This is a genomic window from Tsukamurella pseudospumae (assembly GCF_001575195.1).
GTDB lineage: Bacteria > Actinomycetota > Actinomycetes > Mycobacteriales > Mycobacteriaceae > Tsukamurella > Tsukamurella pseudospumae.
Window position 1 is genome coordinate 204,636 of the sequence record NZ_LSRF01000001.1, and the last position, 20,160, is coordinate 224,795.

At 71.9% G+C, this 20,160-nt stretch carries 21 protein-coding genes and 1 riboswitch; of the genes, 9 read left to right on the top strand and 12 right to left on the bottom strand.

Translation table 11 applies throughout. The annotated features are described in order from the left end of the window. Positions 1 to 60: 60 nt before the first annotated feature. The 6 genes from AXK60_RS00905 to rpe all read right to left on the bottom strand — a co-directional run bounded on the left by AXK60_RS00905 (position 61) and on the right by rpe (position 4,793). On the bottom strand, positions 61 to 504 hold the full coding sequence (locus AXK60_RS00905) for a 6,7-dimethyl-8-ribityllumazine synthase (protein ID WP_068569117.1): 444 nt from the start codon (positions 502 to 504) through the stop codon (positions 61 to 63). After that, positions 501 to 980, bottom strand: coding sequence for a 6,7-dimethyl-8-ribityllumazine synthase (gene ribH, locus AXK60_RS00910; RefSeq protein ID WP_068569118.1), 480 nt, complete (start codon positions 978 to 980; stop codon positions 501 to 503). Before ribH ends, AXK60_RS00905 begins: the two co-directional genes overlap by 4 nt. Continuing rightward, on the bottom strand, positions 977 to 2,224 hold the full coding sequence (locus AXK60_RS00915; RefSeq protein WP_068569119.1) for a bifunctional 3,4-dihydroxy-2-butanone-4-phosphate synthase/GTP cyclohydrolase II: 1,248 nt from the start codon (positions 2,222 to 2,224) through the stop codon (positions 977 to 979). The genes ribH and AXK60_RS00915 overlap by 4 nt, the downstream gene beginning before the upstream one ends. A gap of 2 nt (positions 2,225 to 2,226) precedes the next feature. Continuing rightward, the gene (locus AXK60_RS00920; protein WP_068569120.1) at positions 2,227 to 2,850 is read right to left on the bottom strand and encodes a riboflavin synthase; all 624 of its coding nucleotides are present in this window, start codon (positions 2,848 to 2,850) and stop codon (positions 2,227 to 2,229) included. Positions 2,851 to 2,905: 55 nt separating this feature from the next. Then, a riboswitch (FMN riboswitch) is annotated at positions 2,906 to 3,064 on the bottom strand. 62 nt (positions 3,065 to 3,126) lie between these two features. After that, positions 3,127 to 4,113 (bottom strand): bifunctional diaminohydroxyphosphoribosylaminopyrimidine deaminase/5-amino-6-(5-phosphoribosylamino)uracil reductase RibD, encoded by a 987-nt coding sequence (gene ribD / locus AXK60_RS00925; protein WP_068569121.1) that lies wholly within the window; start codon positions 4,111 to 4,113, stop codon positions 3,127 to 3,129. 2 nt (positions 4,114 to 4,115) lie between these two features. Continuing rightward, positions 4,116 to 4,793 (bottom strand): ribulose-phosphate 3-epimerase, encoded by a 678-nt coding sequence (rpe, locus tag AXK60_RS00930; protein ID WP_068569873.1) that lies wholly within the window; start codon positions 4,791 to 4,793, stop codon positions 4,116 to 4,118. A 163-nt stretch (positions 4,794 to 4,956) separates the two neighbouring features. On the opposite strand from rpe, the gene AXK60_RS27755 reads away from it, so the two are divergent. Continuing rightward, complete coding sequence (locus AXK60_RS27755) at positions 4,957 to 5,928, top strand: LGFP repeat-containing protein (RefSeq protein WP_068569122.1); 972 nt, start codon at positions 4,957 to 4,959, stop codon at positions 5,926 to 5,928. A 121-nt stretch (positions 5,929 to 6,049) separates the two neighbouring features. Continuing rightward, positions 6,050 to 6,994, top strand: a complete 945-nt coding sequence (locus AXK60_RS00940) for an endonuclease domain-containing protein (protein ID WP_068569123.1) — start codon at positions 6,050 to 6,052, stop codon at positions 6,992 to 6,994. Here AXK60_RS00940 and AXK60_RS00945 read toward each other — a convergent pair. Genes AXK60_RS00945 through def form a run of 3 tightly spaced genes read right to left on the bottom strand, consistent with a single transcriptional unit; the run spans position 6,991 to position 9,820 of the window. Continuing rightward, on the bottom strand, positions 6,991 to 8,400 hold the full coding sequence (locus AXK60_RS00945) for an RsmB/NOP family class I SAM-dependent RNA methyltransferase (protein ID WP_414930015.1): 1,410 nt from the start codon (positions 8,398 to 8,400) through the stop codon (positions 6,991 to 6,993). The two genes, AXK60_RS00940 and AXK60_RS00945, sit on opposite strands and share 4 nt — an antisense overlap. After that, positions 8,346 to 9,281 carry a methionyl-tRNA formyltransferase gene (locus AXK60_RS00950; RefSeq protein ID WP_068569874.1) on the bottom strand — a complete coding sequence of 312 codons (936 nt, stop codon included), beginning with the start codon at positions 9,279 to 9,281 and terminating at the stop codon, positions 8,346 to 8,348. Before AXK60_RS00950 ends, AXK60_RS00945 begins: the two co-directional genes overlap by 55 nt. Next, complete coding sequence (gene def / locus AXK60_RS00955; protein WP_068569125.1) at positions 9,281 to 9,820, bottom strand: peptide deformylase; 540 nt, start codon at positions 9,818 to 9,820, stop codon at positions 9,281 to 9,283. Before def ends, AXK60_RS00950 begins: the two co-directional genes overlap by 1 nt. Positions 9,821 to 9,968: 148 nt before the next feature. On the opposite strand from def, the gene AXK60_RS00960 reads away from it, so the two are divergent. Further along, entirely contained in the window at positions 9,969 to 11,027 is a 1,059-nt protein-coding gene (locus AXK60_RS00960) for an alpha/beta hydrolase family protein (RefSeq protein WP_068569126.1), read from the top strand. A 53-nt stretch (positions 11,028 to 11,080) separates the two neighbouring features. Further along, a complete protein-coding gene (gene gdhA / locus AXK60_RS00965) occupies positions 11,081 to 12,424 on the top strand; it encodes an NADP-specific glutamate dehydrogenase (RefSeq protein WP_068569127.1) in 1,344 nt (447 codons plus the stop codon). Between the two features lie 61 nt (positions 12,425 to 12,485). Here gdhA and AXK60_RS00970 read toward each other — a convergent pair whose 3' ends face one another. Then, on the bottom strand, positions 12,486 to 12,974 hold the full coding sequence (locus tag AXK60_RS00970) for an Lrp/AsnC family transcriptional regulator (protein WP_068569128.1): 489 nt from the start codon (positions 12,972 to 12,974) through the stop codon (positions 12,486 to 12,488). Positions 12,975 to 13,125: 151 nt separating this feature from the next. Here AXK60_RS00970 and pdhA point away from each other — a divergent pair, with 151 nt between their 5' ends. The 3 genes from pdhA to AXK60_RS00985 are packed head-to-tail and all read left to right on the top strand — an operon-like array spanning position 13,126 to position 16,559. Continuing rightward, complete coding sequence (gene pdhA, locus AXK60_RS00975; protein ID WP_068569129.1) at positions 13,126 to 14,250, top strand: pyruvate dehydrogenase (acetyl-transferring) E1 component subunit alpha; 1,125 nt, start codon at positions 13,126 to 13,128, stop codon at positions 14,248 to 14,250. Between the two features lie 3 nt (positions 14,251 to 14,253). Further along, positions 14,254 to 15,258 (top strand): alpha-ketoacid dehydrogenase subunit beta, encoded by a 1,005-nt coding sequence (locus tag AXK60_RS00980; RefSeq protein ID WP_068569130.1) that lies wholly within the window; start codon positions 14,254 to 14,256, stop codon positions 15,256 to 15,258. Beyond that, positions 15,255 to 16,559 carry a dihydrolipoamide acetyltransferase family protein gene (locus AXK60_RS00985; protein ID WP_068569131.1) on the top strand — a complete coding sequence of 435 codons (1,305 nt, stop codon included), beginning with the start codon at positions 15,255 to 15,257 and terminating at the stop codon, positions 16,557 to 16,559. The genes AXK60_RS00980 and AXK60_RS00985 overlap by 4 nt, the downstream gene beginning before the upstream one ends. Before the next feature lie 15 nt (positions 16,560 to 16,574). Here the strand turns inward: AXK60_RS00985 and AXK60_RS00990 are convergent, their stop codons facing one another. After that, positions 16,575 to 18,395: a neutral/alkaline non-lysosomal ceramidase N-terminal domain-containing protein gene (locus AXK60_RS00990; protein WP_068569132.1), complete on the bottom strand. Its 1,821-nt coding sequence runs from the start codon at positions 18,393 to 18,395 to the stop codon at positions 16,575 to 16,577. 107 nt (positions 18,396 to 18,502) lie between these two features. Between AXK60_RS00990 and AXK60_RS00995 the strand changes: the two genes are divergently transcribed. Then, positions 18,503 to 18,811: a hypothetical protein gene (locus AXK60_RS00995; protein ID WP_068569133.1), complete on the top strand. Its 309-nt coding sequence runs from the start codon at positions 18,503 to 18,505 to the stop codon at positions 18,809 to 18,811. A 14-nt stretch (positions 18,812 to 18,825) separates the two neighbouring features. On the opposite strand, the gene AXK60_RS01000 is transcribed toward AXK60_RS00995, so the two are convergent. Then, positions 18,826 to 19,398, bottom strand: a complete 573-nt coding sequence (locus AXK60_RS01000; RefSeq protein WP_068569875.1) for an ester cyclase — start codon at positions 19,396 to 19,398, stop codon at positions 18,826 to 18,828. Between the two features lie 63 nt (positions 19,399 to 19,461). Between AXK60_RS01000 and AXK60_RS01005 the strand changes: the two genes are divergently transcribed. Continuing rightward, the gene (locus AXK60_RS01005) at positions 19,462 to 20,133 is read left to right on the top strand and encodes a TetR/AcrR family transcriptional regulator (RefSeq protein ID WP_068569134.1); all 672 of its coding nucleotides are present in this window, start codon (positions 19,462 to 19,464) and stop codon (positions 20,131 to 20,133) included. Positions 20,134 to 20,160: the final 27 nt, after the last annotated feature.

The window sequence follows — 20,160 nt, forward strand, 5'->3', positions numbered from 1 at the left end:
TCCGGATTCTACCGATGTCGCGCCCCTGACCTCCGCGCACAGTCGGTGGCCTGCGGATGGTTACGCCGGCAGGCTCGCGTGCAGCGCCAGTGTCGCGTCGACCGCGCGAGCCGCCTCGGCGCCCTTGCCGACGAAGTGCCGCTCGAAGTACGCGGTGTGCTCGTCGTGCTCGTGGAAGTGGTGCGGGGTGAGTACCACGGAGAACACCGGGACATCGGTGTCGAGCTGGACGCGCATGAGTCCGTCGATGACCGCGGTGGCGACGAACTCGTGCCGGTAGATGCCGCCGTCGACGACCAGGCCCGCGGCGACGATCCCCGCGTACTTCCCGGTCGTGGCGAGGCGCTTCGCGGTGAGCGGGATCTCGTAGGCCCCTGGCACCTCGAAGATGTCCACGTCGGCACCGTCGTGCCCGAGCCGTGCCCATTCCTCGACGAACCCGTCCCGTGCCCGGTCGACGATGTTCCGGTGCCAGGTGGCCTGGACGAGGGCGATCCGGCTCATCGGCCGGCCCGCAGCTTGCGCAGGGTCAGCGCGGTGTCGAGCGCCGCCGACGCCGCCTGCTCGCCCTTGTCCTCGGCCGAGCCCGGCAGTCCGGCGCGGTCGAGGGCCTCCGCCTCGGTGTTCGTGGTGAGCACGCCGTTCCCGACGGGGACGCCGGCGTCGAGCGAGACGCGCAGCAGGCCCGCGGTCAGCGCATCGCAGACGTACTCGAAATGCGGAGTACCACCGCGGATCACGACGCCCAGCGCGACGACGGCGTCGTGCGTCTTCGTCAGCTCCTGCGCGACGACGGGCAGCTCGACGGCGCCCGCCACCCGCTCGACGGTGACGTGCCGCACGCCCGCAGCCTCGGCCGTGCGGACGGCGCCCGCGAGCAGGGCCTCGCAGACGGTGTCGTGCCAGCGCGAGGCGACGATCGCCAGCCGCAGGTCGGCGGCACCGTCGAGCGTGATGTCGGGGATCCCAGCGCCGCTCACGCGGTACCTCCCTGGTCGAAGTGGTCGAGGTCGCGCAGGTCGTGGCCCATGCGGTCGCGCTTGGTGCGCAGGTAGTGGATGTTCTCGGCGTTGGCGCGCAGCGGCATCGCGACCCGCTCGGTGATCTGCAGGCCGTAGCCGTCCAGCCCGACGCGTTTGGCCGGGTTGTTGGTGAGCAGCCGCATCGAGGTGATGCCGAGGTCGACGAGGATCTGCGCGCCGAGACCGTAGTCGCGGGCGTCGGCGGGCAGGCCCAGCTGCAGGTTGGCGTCGACGGTGTCCGCTCCCCCGTCCTGGAGCTGATAGGCCTGGAGCTTGTGCATGAGGCCGATGCCGCGGCCCTCGTGGCCGCGCATGTACAGCACCACGCCGCGGCCCTCCTGCGCCACCATCTCCATGGCGGCGTCGAGCTGAGGGCCGCAGTCGCAGCGGAGCGAGCCGAAGACATCACCGGTCAGGCACTCGCTGTGCACCCTGACCAGGACGTCCGCGCCGCCGTCGGCGGTGATGTCGCCCTTGACCAGCGCGACGTGCTCGACGTCGTCGTGGATCGAGGTGTAGCCCACGGCCTGGAAGTCGCCGTATCGGGTGGGGATCCGTGCGGACGCGACCTGCACGACGTGCTTCTCGTGCTTGCGGCGCCACGCGATCATGTCGGCGATGGAGATCATCGCGAGGCCGTGCTCGTCGGCGAAGACGCGCAGCTCCTCCGACTTGGCCATGCCGCCCGGGTCCTTCTCCGAGACGATCTCGCAGATCACGCCGGCGGGCGCGAGGCCGGCCATGGTCGCGAGGTCGACCGCGGCCTCGGTGTGCCCGGGCCGGCGCAGCACGCCGCCCTCCTTCGCGCGCAGCGGGACGACGTGGCCGGGGCGGGTGAAGTCCTCGACGGTCGAGGCGGGATCCGCCAGCTTCAGCATCGTCGTGGCCCGGTCCGCGGCCGAGATCCCCGTACCGACACCGGCTTTGGCGTCGACGGTGACCGTGTACGCGGTGCCGTGCTTGTCCTGGTTGGTCGCGTACATCGGGGGCAGGCCCAACTTGTCGCAGGTGGCGCCGTCGAGCGGCACGCACAGGTAGCCGGAGGTGTAGCGGACCATGAAGGCCACCAGCTCGGGCGTCGCCTTCTCGGCGGCGAAGATGAGATCGCCCTCGTTCTCCCGGTCCTCGTCGTCGACCACCACGACGGCCTTGCCCGCGGCGATGTCCTCGATGGCGCGCTCGATGGAATCGAACCTGGTCATGGCTACTTCTCCTCCTTGAGCGTCACGAGGCGCTCCACGTACTTCGCGACGATGTCCACTTCGAGGTTGACGACGGTGCCGGGCTCGGCCCCGCCCAGGTTGGTCAGGTCGAGGGTGGTCGGGATCAGCGAGACCTCGAACCAGTGCTGCTCGTCGTCACCGGTCACACCCTGCCCGAGGGCCGAGACAGTCAGGGAGACCCCGTCGATGGTGATGGAGCCCTTCTCGACGACGTACCGGGCCAGATGCCGCGGGAGCGCGAGCCGCACGACGGTCCAGTGCTCGGACGGGCTGAGGCTGATGACGTGGCCGGTGCCGTCGACGTGGCCCTGCACGATGTGCCCGCCGAGGCGGGAGTTCACGGCGGCGGCACGCTCGAGGTTGACCCGGTCACCCGGGCCGAGCTTGCTCAGCGAGCTGCGGCGCAGCGATTCCTCCATGACATCGGCGGTGAACGCCCCGCCCGCGACCGTGACCACGGTGAGGCACACGCCGTTGACGGCGATCGAATCGCCGTGCTTCGCATCGGAGGTCACGAGGTCGCCCTGAACGGTGAACCGGGCCGCATCCGGAAGGTCCTCGCGGGCGGTGATCACGCCCAGCTCTTCGACGATGCCGGTGAACATTCGCCGCTCCTGCCACTTCGGCCTCAGGGCGGCACGACGACACGGGATCCACCCGTGCAGTTCTCTTTCATCCGGACTATGACCGTCGGCTCCGGGATCGCACCGGAATCTGCTGGCCCCCGCCTCGCGGCGGGGCGCTCGCGGGCTCGGACACCGGGATCGCCCGGAGTCCATCACCGCCGGTGGGGAATCGCACCCCGCCCTGAGAACTTCCGCTTCCGAAGGTAGCACTCACCGGCTCCGGCCCCAAGTATTGGGCTCACGGCGAACGCAAGCTCAGCGCAGCAGGGTGAGCAGCACGTCCTCGCCGAGCCGCTCCACGGAGTCCAGGTGGAACCGGGCGGCGTCGGCGAGGGTCCCGATGCCGGGGATCGTGATCGCCGGCAGCCCGGCGCCCAGCAACACCGGAGCGATGTACGCCTGCACCCGGTCGACCAGGCCCGCCGCGAAGAACGCGCCGATCACCGACGAACCACCCTCGACCTGAACGTTCACGGCGTCACCGGCCGCCTCGAGCGCGGCGTGCGGGTCGCGACTGCGGACGTGCTGCGCGGCCCCGGGCCCGGTCAGCACCCTCGCGTCGGCGGGAAGGTCACGCTCCCCGAGGACGATCCGGGTCGGCTGGTGCGGGTACGGCGCACCGTCGGGACGCCGGGCCGTGAGCGCCGGGTCGTCGGCGAGGACGGTGCCCGTACCGACGATGATCGCGTCGAGCTGCGCACGCTCGGCGTGGGCCCGCTCCCGCGCGGCGGGGCCGGTGATCCACTGACTCGTGCCGTCCGGGGCGGCGATCCGGCCGTCGACGGTGGCCGCGAGCTTGACGGTGACCATCGGCCTGCCGTTCCGCTGCCGGAAGAGCCACTCGGTGAGCGGCCGCGGCTCCACGTCGAGGTGCTGCACCTCGACACCCGCGGCGCGAAGCGTGTGCGCACCCCCGGCGGCGAGGGGGTTGGGGTCGGCCGCGGCGTACGCGACGCGAGCGATACCGGCCCTGATCAGCGCCTGCGTGCACGGGCCGGTGCGGCCGGTGTGGTCGCAGGGCTCGAGGGTGACGACGGCGGTGCCGCCGCGTGCCGCGTCGCCGGCCTGCGCCAGCGCCACGACCTCTGCGTGGGGCCCGCCCGCCGGGGCCGTGCGGCCCCGTCCGACGACGGTGCCGTCGGCCGCCAGGATCACGGCGCCCACCGGCGGGTTCGGCGTGCTGATCCCGCGGGCGGCCGTCGATTCCTCGACGGCCAGCGCGAGTGCGGCCTGCAGGTCCACCGTCAGACGCGCGGCACGGCCGCGGCCTGGGCGCGGAGCTTGCGGAGCGCCTCGGCCGGGTCGGCGGCGTTGTAGACGGCGGAGCCGGCCACGAAGCAGTCGACGCCCGCGGCGGCGGCCTGCTCGATGGTGTCGGCGTTGATGCCGCCGTCGATCTCGACGACCAGGCGCAGCTCGCCCGAGTCCACGAGCCTGCGGGCCGCGCGGGCCTTGTCGAGGACCTCCGCGATGAAGGACTGGCCGCCGAAGCCGGGCTCGACGCTCATCACCAGCAGCGTGTCGAAGTCCTTCAGGATCTCGATGTACGGGTCGAAGGCGGTGCCGGGCTTGATCGCCAGGCCCGCCTTGCCGCCCGCCGCGCGGATGTCCTTGGCGACGGCGACCGGGTCGTCGCTGGCCTCGGCGTGGAAGGTGACGTTGTACGCGCCCGCCTCCGCGTAGGGCGGCGCCCAGCGGGCGGGATCGTCGATCATCAGGTGGCAGTCGAGCGGGATCGACGTGGCCTTCAACAGACTCTCGACCACGGGCAGGCCCAGCGTGAGATTCGGCACGAAGTGGTTGTCCATCACGTCCACGTGCACCCAGTCGGCGCCCTCGGAGCCGCCCACGGCCTCGATCTCGGCACCGAGCCGGGAGAAGTCGGCGGACAGGATGGACGGCGCGATCATCGGCGAGGACATGCGCAGCATTGTATGTGGTCCGGTTCCGTCGACCGGTCGGTGCGCGCGGCGCGATGCGACGCGCGGTCGCTGAGCCTCATTGAATTCGATTGATCACTTTAGTAACATCGGCATCATTAGTCACACGGGTAACACTCGTGCCGCCGATTGTTGAGAGGTCGTCATGCGGATCGCACGCACCACCTTGACCACGTTCGTGGCCGTCGCCGCCGCCACGTTCCTCGCCGCGGGGCCCGCCCTCGCCGAACCCGCCGTCCCGGCCGTCCCCGTGACCCCCGCCGCGCCGGCTGCTCCCGCAGCGCCTGCAGCAGCGACTCCGGCTGCGGCTGCAGTTCCCGCCGCGGCTCCGGCTGCTGCGGCCCCCGCGGCAGCGCCAGCGGCTGCAGCTCCCGCGGCTGCCAACACCCCGCTCGTCTCGACCGCCAATGCGGTTCCCGCGTCGGCACAGCCCGCGCTCACCGAGCTCGCCAAGATCCCCGGCGTCCAGCAGATCCTCGCCACCGGGCAGCTGCCCACCACCGACGTCGCGACGCTGGTCAAGATGTTCGGCAGCGATCCGAATGCGCAGAAGCTGCTCGGTCAGCTCCTCGCCGGCCAGGCCGCGACGTCCACAACCACCGCGACCGACGCCAAGCCCGACGAGCCGCTGAAGTTCGCCGTCACCGGCGCGATCAACGACACCTTCACCAAGGACGGCGGCCAGAAGAAGTACGGCCAGCCGCTCGGCGTCGAGAAGGACGCGGCCGGAGGCAAGGTGCAGGAGTTCACCAACGGCACCATCTACTGGAACCCGAAGGTCAACGGCGGCAAGGCCGCCGGCGTCACCGGCGCGATCCGCGACCTCTACCTCAAGGAGGGCGGCCCCACCGGCAAGCTCGGCGCACCGCTCATGAGCGAGCTCTCCGTCGGCGGCCCCACTGCGGGCTCGGTCGCGGGTGCGTACAACGACTTCCAGAACGGCTCGATCGTGTGGTCGCCCGAGAACGGCGCCCATGTCGTCTCCGGCAAGATCAAGGACCAGTGGGTCAAGGGCGGCGGCGCCTTCGGCATGGGCTACCCGAAGGGCGACGCCAAGCCCGGCCCCGGCGGCGCGCTGACGCAGGAGTTCACCAAGGGCGGCGTCCTCAAGGCCTAGCCCTCCCCCCCCCAATTGAACACCGTTATGGAGAGCAAAACCGCAGGTCGGACTCTCCATAACGGTGTTCAATTCGTGGGGTAGGGATCCGATCGCAGAGCTGGTGCGTCCAATTGATGTGATGGGACGCAAGAGTGAGCTACTCCTCGGACGGACCGAGCACGCGGTGCGGGAAGAGTCCACGTCCGTCATCCGCGGCATTCGCCACGACGGCGGTTCGGCGCCGTCCGTCGACGACATTCGCGATGCGCTCGAGCTGGCCTACCCGGGGCTGGTCTTCGTCGGCTGGAGCGCGGCGACCCTGCACGGCATCGAGTACGCCGAGGGCCATCGGCCGGAGATCTGGCTGCCCTCGCAGGTGCGGCGGCAGGGAGTGGTCGTCCGGTGCGGTCGATTGCCGCCCGAGGACGTCGTCGCCGTCGAGGGGCGCGTCACGACCTCCGTGGTCCGCTCCGCCGTCGATCTGGCGCGATTCGCCGAGGGCGACGAGAAGATCGTGGGCGTCGACCAATTCATCCGAATCGACCGGCAGGGGCGTTCGCTCACGACCAAGCCGGCCATCCTCGGATACCTCGACACGCACCCGCGTCTGTACGGCGCGAACCGCGTCCGGGAGGTACTCGACGAGTCCAGCACCGGAGCGCACTCCCCCTGGGAGACCTACTCGCGGCTCGTCGTCCACCGGTCGGGCCTCGACTTCTTCCGCCCCCAGCAACCCGTGCCCGGCACCCCGTTCCACGTCGACCTGGGCTCGGCGCGGTACCGCGTCGCCATCGAATACGACGGCGGCTACCACCGCTCGAAGGAGCAACAGCGCATCGACATCGCCCGATGGAACGCCATCACCGATCAACGATGGACGATCATCCGCGTGACCTCCCCGATGCTGCTGAGCGGACGAGCGGCGTTCCTCGATCGCGTCGCCCGCGAGCTACGGGCGCGAGGCTGGCGCGGACCGTCGCCGACGGTCCCGCCCCTGAAGCTCCCCACGATCCACCGATTGAACACCGTTATGGAGGACGAAACCGCAGGTCAGATTCTCCATAACGGTGTTCAATTCGGTTAGAGCTTGCGGAGGGCCTGGAAGAACATGCCGTCGGTGCCGTGCAGGTGCGGCCACAATTGCACATGCGGGCCGTCGCCGAGGGGCAGGTCGGTGGCCGGGACCAGCGGGCGGGTGTCGATCCGCTCCAGTCCGGCGGTCGCGAGCAGTTCCTCGTCGCCGACGACGCCGAGGGTCTCGGCCACGTGCGGGGAACAGGTCGCGTAGAGCACCACGCCGCCCGGGCGGGTCAGCGCGGCGGCCCCCGTCAGCAGCTCGCGCTGCAGAACGGTGAGTTGCTCCACGTCGGCGGGCTGCTTGCGCCAGCGCGCCTCCGGGCGGCGGCGCAGCGCGCCGATGCCTGAACACGGCGCGTCCACGAGCACCCGGTCGTAGCCGGGTTCGAGGCCGGACGCGCGACCGTCGGCCACGTGCACGTCCACGGGGAGCCCCTTGACCGCCTTGCGGACCAGCTCGGCGCGGTGCTCGGCGGGTTCCACCGCGTCGACGCGCGCACCGTCGATCGCGGCGAGCGAGCCGAGCAGCGCGGCCTTGCCGCCCGGCCCGGCACACAGGTCGAGCCAGCGGCCACCGTCGGGACCCTCGAGCGGCGCCACCGCCGCGGCGCGGGCCACCAGCTGCGAGCCCTCGTCCTGCACGCCCGCGAGACCGTCCCGGACCGGTTCCAGCGCACCGGGATCGCCGCCGGGCAGGTACACCGCGTAGGGCGAGAGAACGCCGACCTCGCCCTCCACGATCAGAGCGAGTTCGTCGGCGGAGATCTCCCCGGGCCGCGCGACGAGGTGCACGGGCGGCCGGGCGTCGTCGGAGGCCAGTAGCGCCTGCAGCTGCCCCATCGACGTGATCCCGTTCGCGCGCAGCGACTCCCGGAACGCCTCCGCGATCCACCGCGGATGCGCGTACTGCATCGCCAGGTGCCCCAGCAGATCCTCCGCGGCAGGCGGCGCGACGCGCGTGACCCACGTGTCCTCATCGTCGCGGGACACCTTGCGCAGCACCGCGTTCGCGAACCCCGACGCGCCGCGCCCCGAGCTCTCCTTCACCGAGTCCACGGTCTCGGACACGGCCGCGTGCGCACCGACACGAGTACGCAACAGCTGGTAGACACCGAGCCGCAGGGCGTCCAGCACGGGGCCGTCGATATCGGAAACGGAACGCCCCGAGGCGTTCTCGATCACGGCGTCGAGCAGGCCCTGCGCCCGGCAGGCGCCGTACGTCAGCTCGGTCGCGAAGGCGGCGTCGCGTCCCTTGAGTCGGGCATCGCGCAGCAGCCCCGGCAGCACCAGGTTCGCGTAGGCGCCACGCTCCCGGACGGCGGCGAGGGTCTGCAGCGCGGCGCGGCGGGCGGGATCGGTCACTGGTCCACTCCGATGATCGTGCCGTCCTCGATGCGCGCTCCCCGCGCCCAGTCGGCGGCGGGCATGGGCTTCTTCCCCGGGGGCTGCACGCTACCCAGCCGCAGCGCGGCGGTCGCGGTGCCCACGAACACGGCCCGCTTGGTCACGCGCAGCTCACCGGGCGCCAGGCCCGCGGTCTCCCCGTCGACGGTGGCCGGGCCCAGCTTGAGCCGCGCATCGCCGAAGGGGACCCACGCGCCGGGCGCGTCGGTCATGGCCCGGATGTGCCGGTCCACGGCGCCGGCGGGACGGTCGAACCGCACCCGGGCACCGTCGACGGTGACCTTCGCGGCGTGCGAGACCCCGTCGGGGGACTGTGGCTGCGCCTGCAGCGCGTCCGCGCCCACCCCGTCGACGGTCCGCGTGAGCAACTCCGCGCCGTACTCCGCGAGGCGCGCGAGGAGCACCGTCGAGGTGTCGTCCGGGCGGATGCGCTCAGTGAGCACCCCGAAAACGGGGCCGGTGTCGAGGCCCTCCTCGATGCGGAAGGTGGACGCGCCGGTCAGCTCGTCCCCCGCTTCGAGCGCCGCCTGCACCGGCGCCGCGCCGCGCCATGCCGGGAGCAGCGAGAAGTGCAGATTGATCCAGCCGTGGGCGGGCACGTCGAGCAGGTCCGGCGGGATCATCCCGCCGTAGGCGACGACGGGGCAGCAGTCGGGGGCGAGCGCGACGATCGCGGCGCGCGCCTCGGGATCGCGCAGCGTCGCGGGGGTCAGGACGGGGATCCCCGCCTCGTCGGCGACCTGCCCGACCGGCGAGCGCCGGACGCCGCGGCCACGCCCGGAGCGGGCGTCGGGGCGGGTCAGCACGCCGACCACCTCGTGGTCCGAGTCGAGCAGGGCCCGCAGCGCCGGGACGGCGGGCTCCGGCGTGCCCGCGAACAGCAGCCGCATCAGGCGCGGCCTCCCGCCGCCCCGGCCGCGAGCGTCGCGGCGGGGTCGGTGAACCACGGCGAACTGCGGATGACCCGCATGACGGCCTTCCGCTCCTCGGGCTCGAGCCGGCTCAGGTAGAGCACGCCGTCGAGATGGTCCGTCTCGTGCTGGATGCAGCGCGCGAGGATCTCAGTGCCCTCGAGGACCACCGGGGCGCCGGTGACGTCGACCCCCTCGGCGATCACGTTCATGTGGCGCGTGCACTCCCCGCGGACCTCGGGGATCGACAGGCAGCCCTCGGCCGCCGTCTGCATCTCCTCACCGACGGCGCGCCAGACGGGGTTGACGATGTGCCCCTCACGGCCGCCGCAGCCGTAGACGAACACGCGCTTGCTCACCCCCACCTGGGGCGCTGCCAGCCCCGCACCGCTGTGGTGGTGCATCGTGTCGATCATGTCGTCCACCAACCGGGCGAGATCGGCGTCGAAGACCGTCACCTCGTCCGCAGGAGTACGCAGGACCGGGTCCGGATAGATGCGGATGGGGAGCACGCTCATTCCCCCATTATCCAGCCCGGATCGCGCCGCGGGTGCGCGGCCCGGAGGTCACACGGACGCGCCCGCGCTAGGACTTGAGGCAGGGTTGCCTTAGGATTCGCCTCGGAAACGCCACAGAAACCGCCCCGCCGGGCGAGAGAGGGTCGACGTGCTGTTCGCGCGCGCCCGGCGGCCGCTGATCGGCGCCGCCGTATGCCTTTCCGTGCTGGTCGGCACGGGTTGCACCCCTACCCACGAGGCCGGGCCGGGTGCCCCGTCGTCCACCGCGCCGGCGGCACCGTCGACCACGTACCCGCCGGTGAACCCCGCGTCGCTCGTCGGCAAGTTCCCCGTCACGCAACCGCAGCGCATCGTCTACACGGTGCCCGACGGCGTGTCGGACCCCGAGCAGAACTACGGCGAGCTGTACCTGCCCACCAACCCCGCGATCCAGCAGAACCCCTCCGGCGGCCCGCTCAGCGCCCGCACCACGATCGAGTTGCCCCCGCAGATCCCCGTCGTGGTGCTGCTGCACGGCGGCGGCTGGCGCACCCCGTCCGCGGCGGGGTCGATGTCGGAGATGGCGCGCTCGCTCGTCTCGCACGGCGTGGCGGTCTGGAACGTCGAGTACCGCCGGATCGGCGCGGGCGGCGGCTACCCGACGACCCTCACCGACACGGCCGCGGCCATCGACTTCCTGCAGACCGTCAAGGCACTGCACGCCCCGAACCTCGACCTGAACGACGTCGTCGTCGCCGGACACTCCGCCGGCGGCCAGCTCGCGGTGTGGGCGGCGGCGCGGTCCATCCTGACGCCGGGCGCCATGGGCAGCGTGCCCGCGGTCACACCCGCGGCGGTGGTGTCCATGGGCGGCGTCCTCGACATGCGCCGTGCGGTGGCCGACGGCAACGTCAACACCCGACTGTTCCTGGGCCTTCCCGACGAGTTCCCGCAGCAGTTCGCGGTGGCCGACCCGATCCAGAACATCAACCCGAAGGTTCCGGTGACCTGCTATAACGGCACCGCGGACCGCATCGTCCGGCCGGCCGGGTGTGAGGGATTCATCACCGCCCTCACCGCCAAGGGCGGCCGTGGCACCGCCGTGCTGCTCCCCGGCGCGGGCCACAACATCTACCTGCCCTCGCAATCGCAGAACCGCTACTGGCCCGTGGTCCAGAAGTCGATCCTGGGCTACACCGATGAATTCCGCCCACGCGGGGGCAAATAGACTGTCCGGGCGATTGTCCGACACTTCGGACAACGAGGGAGAAGGGACGTGTGATGGCGCACGCTGAAACGACCTTGGACGAGCTGTACAGTGAAGTGCTGCGTCGGAATCCAGGCGAGACCGAGTTCCACCAGGCTGCGAAAGAGGTCCTCGAGAGCCTCGCGCCGGTGGTCACGAAGCACCCCGAGTACGTCGACGCGGCCGTCATCCGCCGACTCTGCGAGCCGGAACGCCAGATCATCTTCCGGGTGCCGTGGCAGGACGACAACGGCAACGTCCAGCTCAACCGCGGCTTCCGTGTCGAGTTCAACTCGGCACTGGGCCCGTACAAGGGCGGCCTGCGGTTCCACCCGTCGGTGTACCTCGGCATCGTCAAGTTCCTGGGCTTCGAGCAGATCTTCAAGAACTCGCTGACCGGCCTGCCCATCGGCGGCGGCAAGGGCGGCTCGGACTTCGATCCGAAGGGCCGCAGCGACGGCGAGATCATGCGCTTCTGCCAGTCGTTCATGACCGAGCTGTACCGGCACATCGGCGAGTACACCGACGTGCCCGCCGGCGACATCGGCGTGGGCGGCCGGGAGATCGGCTACCTGTTCGGCCAGTACAAGCGGATCACCAACCGCTACGAGTCGGGCGTGCTCACCGGCAAGGGCCTGACCTGGGGCGGCTCGCAGGTGCGCACCGAGGCGACCGGCTACGGCGCGGTCTTCTTCCTCGACGAGATGCTCAAGACCCGTGGCCAGTCCTTCGAGGGCAAACGCGTCGTGGTGTCGGGCTCCGGCAACGTGGCCGTGTACGCCACCGAGAAGGTCGAGCAGCTCGGCGGCACCGTCGTGGCCTGCTCCGACTCCTCGGGCTACGTGGTGGACGAGAAGGGCATCGACCTCTCGCTGCTCAAGGACGTCAAGGAGCGCCGCCGTGAGCGGATCGACGTCTACGCGGCCGAGCGCGGCGCGATCTTCGTGCCGGGCGGTTCGGTCTGGGACGTGCCCTGCGACATCGCGCTCCCCTGCGCCACGCAGAACGAACTCGACGGCGACGCCGCCGACCGGCTGATCAAGAACGGCACGTCGTACGTGGCCGAGGGCGCCAACATGCCGTGCACCCCGGACGCCGTGCGACTGTTCTCCGATGCCGGCGTGGCCTTCGCGCCGGGCAAGGCCGCCAATGCCGGCGGCGTGGCGACCAGCGCGTTGGAGATGCAGCAGAACGCCTCGCGCGACTCGTGGTCCTTCGACTACACCGAGGACCGCCTCGCGCACATCATGCGCGGCATCCACGACCGCTGCCTCGAGACCGCCGACGAGTACGGCTCCCCCGGCGACTACGTCACCGGCGCCAACATCGCCGGCTTCATCCGTGTCGCGGACGCCATGCTCGCGATGGGCGTCGTCTAGACCCGCACCGGACGGTGCCATCGGCGGTGCCATCGGCGGCACGTCCCGACGGTCGTGGGCCCTACCCGACGGTGCCGTCGCCGGGCCCCGGCGCGCCGGCACCGTCGGCCTCGTCGAAGACGAGCCAGGTGCGGGTGGCGCGCACCCCGCCGAGTGCCTGCAACCCGACGAGCACGACGTCGCGGAGGGCGGCGTTGTCCGGGGTCCGGACCAGGACGAGCACATCGAAGTCGCCGCCCACCAGCGCGAAGTGCTCCACATAGGGCAGTTCGCGCAGGTGCGCGGCGACCTGCTTCCACCCGTCCTGCCGGATCGAGAGACCGATGTACGCGGACGTCCCGAGACCGGCCCGGCCGTGGTCGATGCGGGCGCCGTAGCCGCGGATCACCCCCTCGCGTTCGAGGCGTTCGACCCGCACGTAGGCGTTGGCGCGGGAGACGTGCACGCGCTCCGCGAGGGCGCGCATGGAGATCCGCCCGTCCTCGGCGAGGACGTGCAGGATGCGCCGGTCGTACTCGTCCAACCGGGGCTCCGGGGAACCGTCCGCCATCCGTCCAACTCCGTCCCGCTCGCCGACACTCCCACGGACATATGGTCCGATCTCGTGATCAATCTACGACGATCGTCTCGCGATGGCTGACGTCGGTGAGAACTCCGTCCATCGGTGAGACCCTCGTCACAGGCCGAGAACGGAGGACGATGTGACCACCACCGATGTCGCGGGCGAGCCGAGGTACCGGAAGTTCCTTCCGGCGGACACGCCCGTCCAGTACCTCGACGAGGCGGGCGCACTCACCGACTCGCACGCGCGCTATCCCCACCCCGACGACGAGCGCATGGTCGAGATGTACCGGCGGATGGTCCTCGGGCGGCGGTTCGATGCGCAGGCCACGGCGCTGACCAAGCAGGGCCGCCTCGCGGTGTACCCGTCCTCGCACGGGCAGGACGCCTGCCAGATCGCGGCGGCCATGTGCCTGCGGCCCACCGACTGGCTGTTCCCGACCTACCGCGATTCCGTGGCGCTGACCGCCCGCGGCGTGGACCCCGTCGAGGTCCTGACGCTTCTCGCGGGTGATTGGCACTGCGGCTACGACCCCGCGGCGCTGCGCACGGCGCCGCAGTGCACCCCGCTCGCGACGCAACTGCTGCACGCGGCGGGCGTGGCGCACGGCGAGCACCTGCGCGGCACCGACACGATCGCCCTCGCGCTCTGCGGCGACGGTGGCACCAGCGAGGGCGACTTCCACGAGGCCCTCAACTTCGCGGCCGTGTTCCACGCACCGGTGGTGTTCCTGGTGCAGAACAACGGCTTCGCGATCAGCGTTCCGCTCTCGCGGCAGACCGCCGCACCGAGCCTGGCGCACAAGGGCGTCGGGTACGGCATCGGCTCCGAGCAGGTCGACGGGAACGACCCGATCGCGATGCTCGGCGTGATGCAGGAGGCCGCGCACTTCGTCCGCTCGGGCAACGGGCCCGTCATCGTGGAGGCCCACACGTACCGGATCGACGCGCACACCAACGCCGACGACGCGACCCGCTACCGCACGACCGCGGAGGTCGAGGAGTGGGTCCGCCGCGACCCGATCACCCGGCTGGAGACCCATCTGCGGGCGCGGGGCCGCATCGACGACGCCCTCGTCGCCGCGGTCGCCGACGAGGCCGAGGCCGCCGCCGCGGACCTGCGGGAGCGGATGAACGCGGACCGCCCCGTCGATCCCGCGGACCTGTTCCGGCACGTGTACGCCGAGCCCACACCCCAACTGCGGGAGCAGCAGGCACTCGTCGAGGCGGAGCTCGCCGCCGCAGCAGCTTCCCGGGAGGACTGAACCATGCCGCGTCACACCATGGCCCAGGCGCTCAACACCGCCCTGCGGGACGCGCTCGCCGCCGATCCGAACGTGGTCGTGTTCGGCGAGGACGTGGGCACGCTGGGCGGCGTCTTCCGCGTCACCGACGGTCTGACCCGCGAGTTCGGCGCCGACCGCTGCTTCGACACCCCGCTCGCCGAGTCGGGGATCATCGGCTTCGCCGTCGGCATGACCATGGCGGGGTTCAAACCGGTGGTCGAGATGCAGTTCGACGCCTTCGCCTATCCCGCCTTCGAACAGATCGTCTCCCACGTCGCCAAGCTGCGCAATCGGACTCGCGGCGCGCTGGCCGTGCCGATGGTGATCCGCGTGCCCTACGCGGGCGGCATCGGCGGCGTCGAGCACCACTGCGATTCCAGCGAGGCCTACTACGTCCACACGCCCGGGCTGAAGGTGGCCGCGCCCGCGACGGTCGGCGACGCCTACACGCTGCTGCGGCGGGCGATCGACGATCCGGATCCCGTCGTCTTCCTCGAGCCCAAGCGGCTCTACTTCGCCTCGGAGGACACCGATCTCACGATCGGCGAGCCGCTGGGCAGGGCGGAGGTGCGGCGGGCCGGGACCGACGCGACGCTCATCTCCTACGGCCCGTCGGTCGGGGTCGCTCTCGACGCCGCGAAGGCGGCCGCCGAGGACGGGCGCTCACTCGAGGTGATCGATCTGCGCACCCTCGTGCCCTTCGACGACGCGACCGTGGCCGCCTCGGTCCGGCGGACGGGCCGGTGCGTTGTGGTGCAGGAGGCGCAGGGATTCGCCGGCGTCGGCGCCGAGATCGCGGCCCGCGTGCAGGAGCGGTGCTTCCATCACCTGCACGCCCCCGTGCTCCGCGTGAGCGGACTCGACATCCCCTATCCCCCGCCGAAGCTCGAGCGCCTGCATCTGCCCGGTGTGGACCGGATCCTGGATACCGTGGACCGGCTGCAGTGGGACGATCAGGTGGATCCCCGCTGGACGGTGTCCGCATGAGCGAGAAGGTGTTCCTGCTCCCCGACCTCGGCGAGGGACTGACCGAGGCCGAGATCCTGTCCTGGCGGGTCGCCGTGGGCGACACCGTGACCGTCGACCAGGTGGTCGTCGAGGTGGAGACCGCCAAGGCGGCGGTCGAGGTGCCGGTCCCCTACGCGGGCACCGTCGTAGCGCTGCACGGCGGACCCGGCGACGTCCTGCGCGTCGGCGAGCCGCTCATCGCCGTCGGCGACGGCACGGAGAGCTCCGGAACCCCCGCGCGCACACCCGACGTCCCGAGCACCGACGGTGCCTCCGGCAACGTCCTCATCGGGTACGGCACGAGCGCGGACGAGCCCGTCCGGCGGCGACGCGTCGCGCCCACCGGCCGTACCGTCTCGGCATCGCCGCGCCCGGCGGCTACGCCCGCCCCGGCACCGTCGACGCCCTCGGCCGTGCGGGTCATCTCCCCCGTCGTGCGCGCCCTGGCTCGCGAGCACGGAATCGACCTGGCGACGGTGCGCGCGACGGGCGTGGGCGGCGTGATCCGGCGCGCGGACGTCGACGCGGCCCTCGCCGAGCGGGAGGCACCGGCGTCCACGGCAGCGTCGACGCCCGGTACCCGCAGCGACGTCCACATCCCGCTCAACGGCATCCGGAAGGCCGTGGCGGACAAGTTGAGCACGAGCCGCCGCGAGATCCCCGACGCCACCACGTGGGTCGACGTCGACGCCACCGAGCTGCTGGCCGCGCGGGCGGCGATGAATGCGGCGCTGCCCGAGGCGGACCGGGTGAGCCTGCTGGCGCTGCTCGCCCGCCTCACAGTGGCGGCGCTGCGCCGCTACCCGCAGCTCAACGCATCCGTCGATCTCGGGCGCCGGCGGATCGTCCAGTACGGTCGTGTGCACCTCGGGATCGCCGCGCAGACCCCGCGCGGACTGGTGGTGCCGGTGCTCGCCGACGCGGACACCCTGACCACGGTCGAACTCGCACAGCGGCTCTCGGAGACCACGGCGCTCGCCCGCGACGGGAAGCTGCCGCCGGGCCGACTCACCGGCGGCACCTTCACTCTCAACAACTACGGCGTGTTCGGCGTCGACGGCTCCACGCCGATCATCAACCACCCCGAGGCGGCGATCCTCGGGATCGGCCGGATCATCGACCGGCCGTGGGTGATCGGCGGCGAGGTCGCCGTGCGCAAGGTGGCACAGGTGTCGCTGTCCTTCGATCACCGCGTGTGCGACGGCGGCGAGGCCGGCGGTTTCCTGCGACTGTTCGCGGACTACGTGGAGGACCCGGTCAGAGCACTGGCCCACCTCTGAGCCGGGCAGCGGCGCTCAGTCCACCCGCACGAGTGCCCACGTGTACCGGCCGGGAACGGCCTCGGCGTAGCCCACCCGGTACAGCCCGGCGCGCCCGCCGAGGTCGACGGCCACCCTCGCGGTGAACGCCGATCCCCGGCGTTCCCAGGAGATCTCGGTGGACGGCGAGTCGTCGTCGGCGATCGGGACCCAGCGGTCACCGTCGCGCCGTTCGACGCGCGCGTAGCTGTCCGGGATCACGCGGTTCGGGTGCGGGCAGTCGAAGTCGACGGTGAGCCGCCCGCCCGGCTCCGGCGTGCGCACGGCCGCCACCCGGACCGGGCGGGGTCGACTGAGCACCGTCGAGCCCGACGGTGACCCGAACCGCCCGGCGCGCTGCCGCGCCGGGGGCGTGCCGGGCTCGCTGGTCCGGCCGGCTGCGAGGTCCGCGGCGAGCCGGGACGCCGTCTCGCTCACGGCGGCCAGCTGATTGCGACCGAACACGGTGGCCCCGGCCTCGTAACGCTGAGCGTCGTACTCCTCCGGCGTCGTCAGGTAGTGGCCGTACCCGTTCGCGTAGCCCTGGACCAGCACGTCGCCCGCGTCGATCCCGGCCGCCGCGGCGACCGCGTCCCGCAGCCGCGCGCCCGCCGTGACCGTGACCTCCATGGGCAGGCACAGCAGGTGCAGCTCACCCAGCCGGATCAGCTGCACCGGCAGGCGTTCCTGCACCCAGCCCACCGTGCCGACCGGCAGCAGCATCTCCTTCGGCGCCTGCTGGGCCGCGAGGACGGGGTCTCGCCGGTACAGCGCCCGGCTGATCGCGCCGACCCGGTTGCCCAGGCCCTGCTGGAAGACGGTCGCGCCCAGCCCGTCGGAGGTGCCTGCGGCGAAGGCGGCGCCGAGGACGGCACGCCCCGTCGGACCCGAGACGGTGTGCGCGGCACCGAAGTCGACGTAGGTGAGCCGGTGGTCGACGATCGGCGCCAGCGACCGGCCCGGCCCCGCGGCCAGGACGCGGGCCGCCTCGAGCTGGCGGCGGGCGATCTCCGCGGTGTTGTCTCGCTCGTCGTCGGTGGGCCCGTGTCCGGCACTGCCACCGAGGTTCGGCGACATGTCGCCGGCATTGGTCTGGGCGAACGCGCTCATGAAGTCCGGCACGCGATCGCGCTCCTGCGCCTCCCACGCCGACGCCGCCCGGCCCTTGTTGTCGGAGCTGATCAGGCGGTTGCCGTTGCCCATGGAGGTGCAGTGCACCGCGAACCAGTCGATCGCTGCACGGAGTTCACCGTCGCGCTCGATGCGCAGCAGGGTCACCGTGGGGTCGATGCGCCCGGGAAGCCGGTCGCGGTCGGGGTTGCGGTCGAAGGAGCTCGCGCTGCGGTTGACGGAGGCGTCGTGCAGCTCGCCGCGGGCGAGCGAGAGGTCCGCGGGCGCGAGCGCGGCCTCGGCGTCGAGGACGGCCCGGACCACGCCGTCGACGAGCCGGTGGAAGGTCCGGCGATGGTGCCCGAGGGTCGTGATGTTGTAGAGCCGGTGCCGGCCGTGACCGCCGGGGCCGCAGTGCGTGTGCGTCGCCGTGAGCACGACGTTCTCGGCGGACAGCCGGCCTCCGGTCGCGGTGGCGAGCCGGTCGGTGATCTCGTCGACCGCCGCCTGGAAGAACATGCCGATGTCCGCGACGACGAAGGCCACCCGATGCGAGGAGGTCGCGACGACGAAGGCGCGGGCCCACTGCCGGGTGAGCAGGCCCCGTCCGCGCTGCCCCGGCATCCCGTACCCCATCAGGCCCACGCCCCACGGCTCGCCCGTGATGTCCGTCTTCGCCCAGCCCGCACGCAGCCCCGCTCCGCTCATGCCCACGAGGTTAGTGCCCGGCCTGCGGCGGATCGCCGTCCGGCGTAGCGTGGCCGAAGCGATGAAGGAACGGTCGCCTCAGCCGCGAACGACATCAGGACATCGATATGCGCATTCTCGCAGCCATCCTCGCCACTGTGGCCATCTCCGTCGCCGGCACCGGACTCGCCGCCGCGGAGGACGACGGGGCCTCGGCACCCACCGCGACCATCGAGACCGGGGACTCCCCGCGCGAGGTCGGCACCGCTCCCGAGGGTGCCGCCGATCCGGCGGAGCCCACGGCCCCGCCCGAATCCGCCTCCGAGCCGATCGTACCCGCTGCCGCACCCGAGGGCGCGGGCGAGCCGCGGTCGGACCCCGAGACGGTGACCGCCGAGGAGGCCATCGCCGCGTTCACCGAGGACGGGGCGGAGTAGCGTCCTGGCCCGGGTCAGTCCTCGAGCTCGGGCGGGGCGGTCCGGGTGAGCCGTGCGTCCGGCTCCCGCCCGGACATCCGCAGTGCCCCGAACAGCACCTTCCCGAGCGTGATCAGGCCCGACAGGCTGCGCAGGTTCAGCCCGCCGATCAGTTGCCGGAGGATCGTCAGCTGGTCGAAGTAGATCCGCTCGGCGACGAGGTTCTCCTCCTCGTCGAAGACGAAGTACGCGGTCATCCGCGTGCGGTGCCGCGCGCCAGTGGGCGGGATCGCGCCGAGCGGCCCGCGCTGGGTGCCGAGCAGCCAGAACTCGACGATGACCGCGTCCACGCTGTGCCGCAGTGCGATCAGCTCGTGATCCTGATCGGGGAACGCGATGCGGGTGTCGGCGTAGTAGTCCCGCACCTCCGCGTCGCCGTCGTGCACCGTCATCTGCGCGACGAGCTCGTAGTGCGGGTGCGGAAAGGTCGCCAGCGTGGCGTCCCAGTCCTGGCGCACCTCGTCGTGGAAGTGGTCGAGCACGAGCTTCTCGCGCGCTCGGAGCACGGACGCGGGCGGCATCACGAAGCGGGAGCTGTGGGCGATCATGCCCATCATCTTACCCACACCGTGGATTAAATAGACATCGCAAACATGAGGGATGATGTCCTCATGAGCACACCGCCGCCGCCCCGTCGCGGGCGTCCCGCCCTGGGCGCGCCGCGGCTGACCCGCGACGTGATCGTGCGCATCGCGCTCGGGCAGATCGACGAGCACGGCATCGCGGCCACCGGCATGCGCTCCGTCGCCAAGCAACTGGGCGTCGACCCGAAGAGCCTCTACAACCACGTCCGCGACAAGGAGGACCTGATGGACGCGGTCGCGGACGCGATCCTCACCTCGATCGACGCGCACGTCCCGACCGGTGACCTCGACGTCGACCTCGCGGGCATCGCGTACGCGTTCCGCGCGGCGGCACTGGCGCATCCCCGGGCGGCACCGCTCGTCCTCACGAGACCGCCCCACACCCTCGCCGCCTTCGCGCCCGCGGAGTCGATCCTCCACGTCCTCCTGACCGCGGGCTTCGGGCCCGGCGAGGCGGTGCACATGATGCGCAGCCTGCTGGCGCTCCTCATCGGAACCCTGCACCGCGAGCTCGAGACGGGCACCGACTACGACGAGGCCACGATCGCCTCGCGCGAGGCGGCGTTCGGCGGGAGCGGTTGGCCCGCCGTCCAGGCCGTCGCGGGCGACCTCGCCCGGTTCGACCCCGAGGCCGAGTTCGAGTACATGATCGCGCTCTCGATCGACGCGGTGCGCGGCCGCATGCCCGGGGCGTGCTGAGCGCCGTCGTCCGCCGACCGCGCGTGC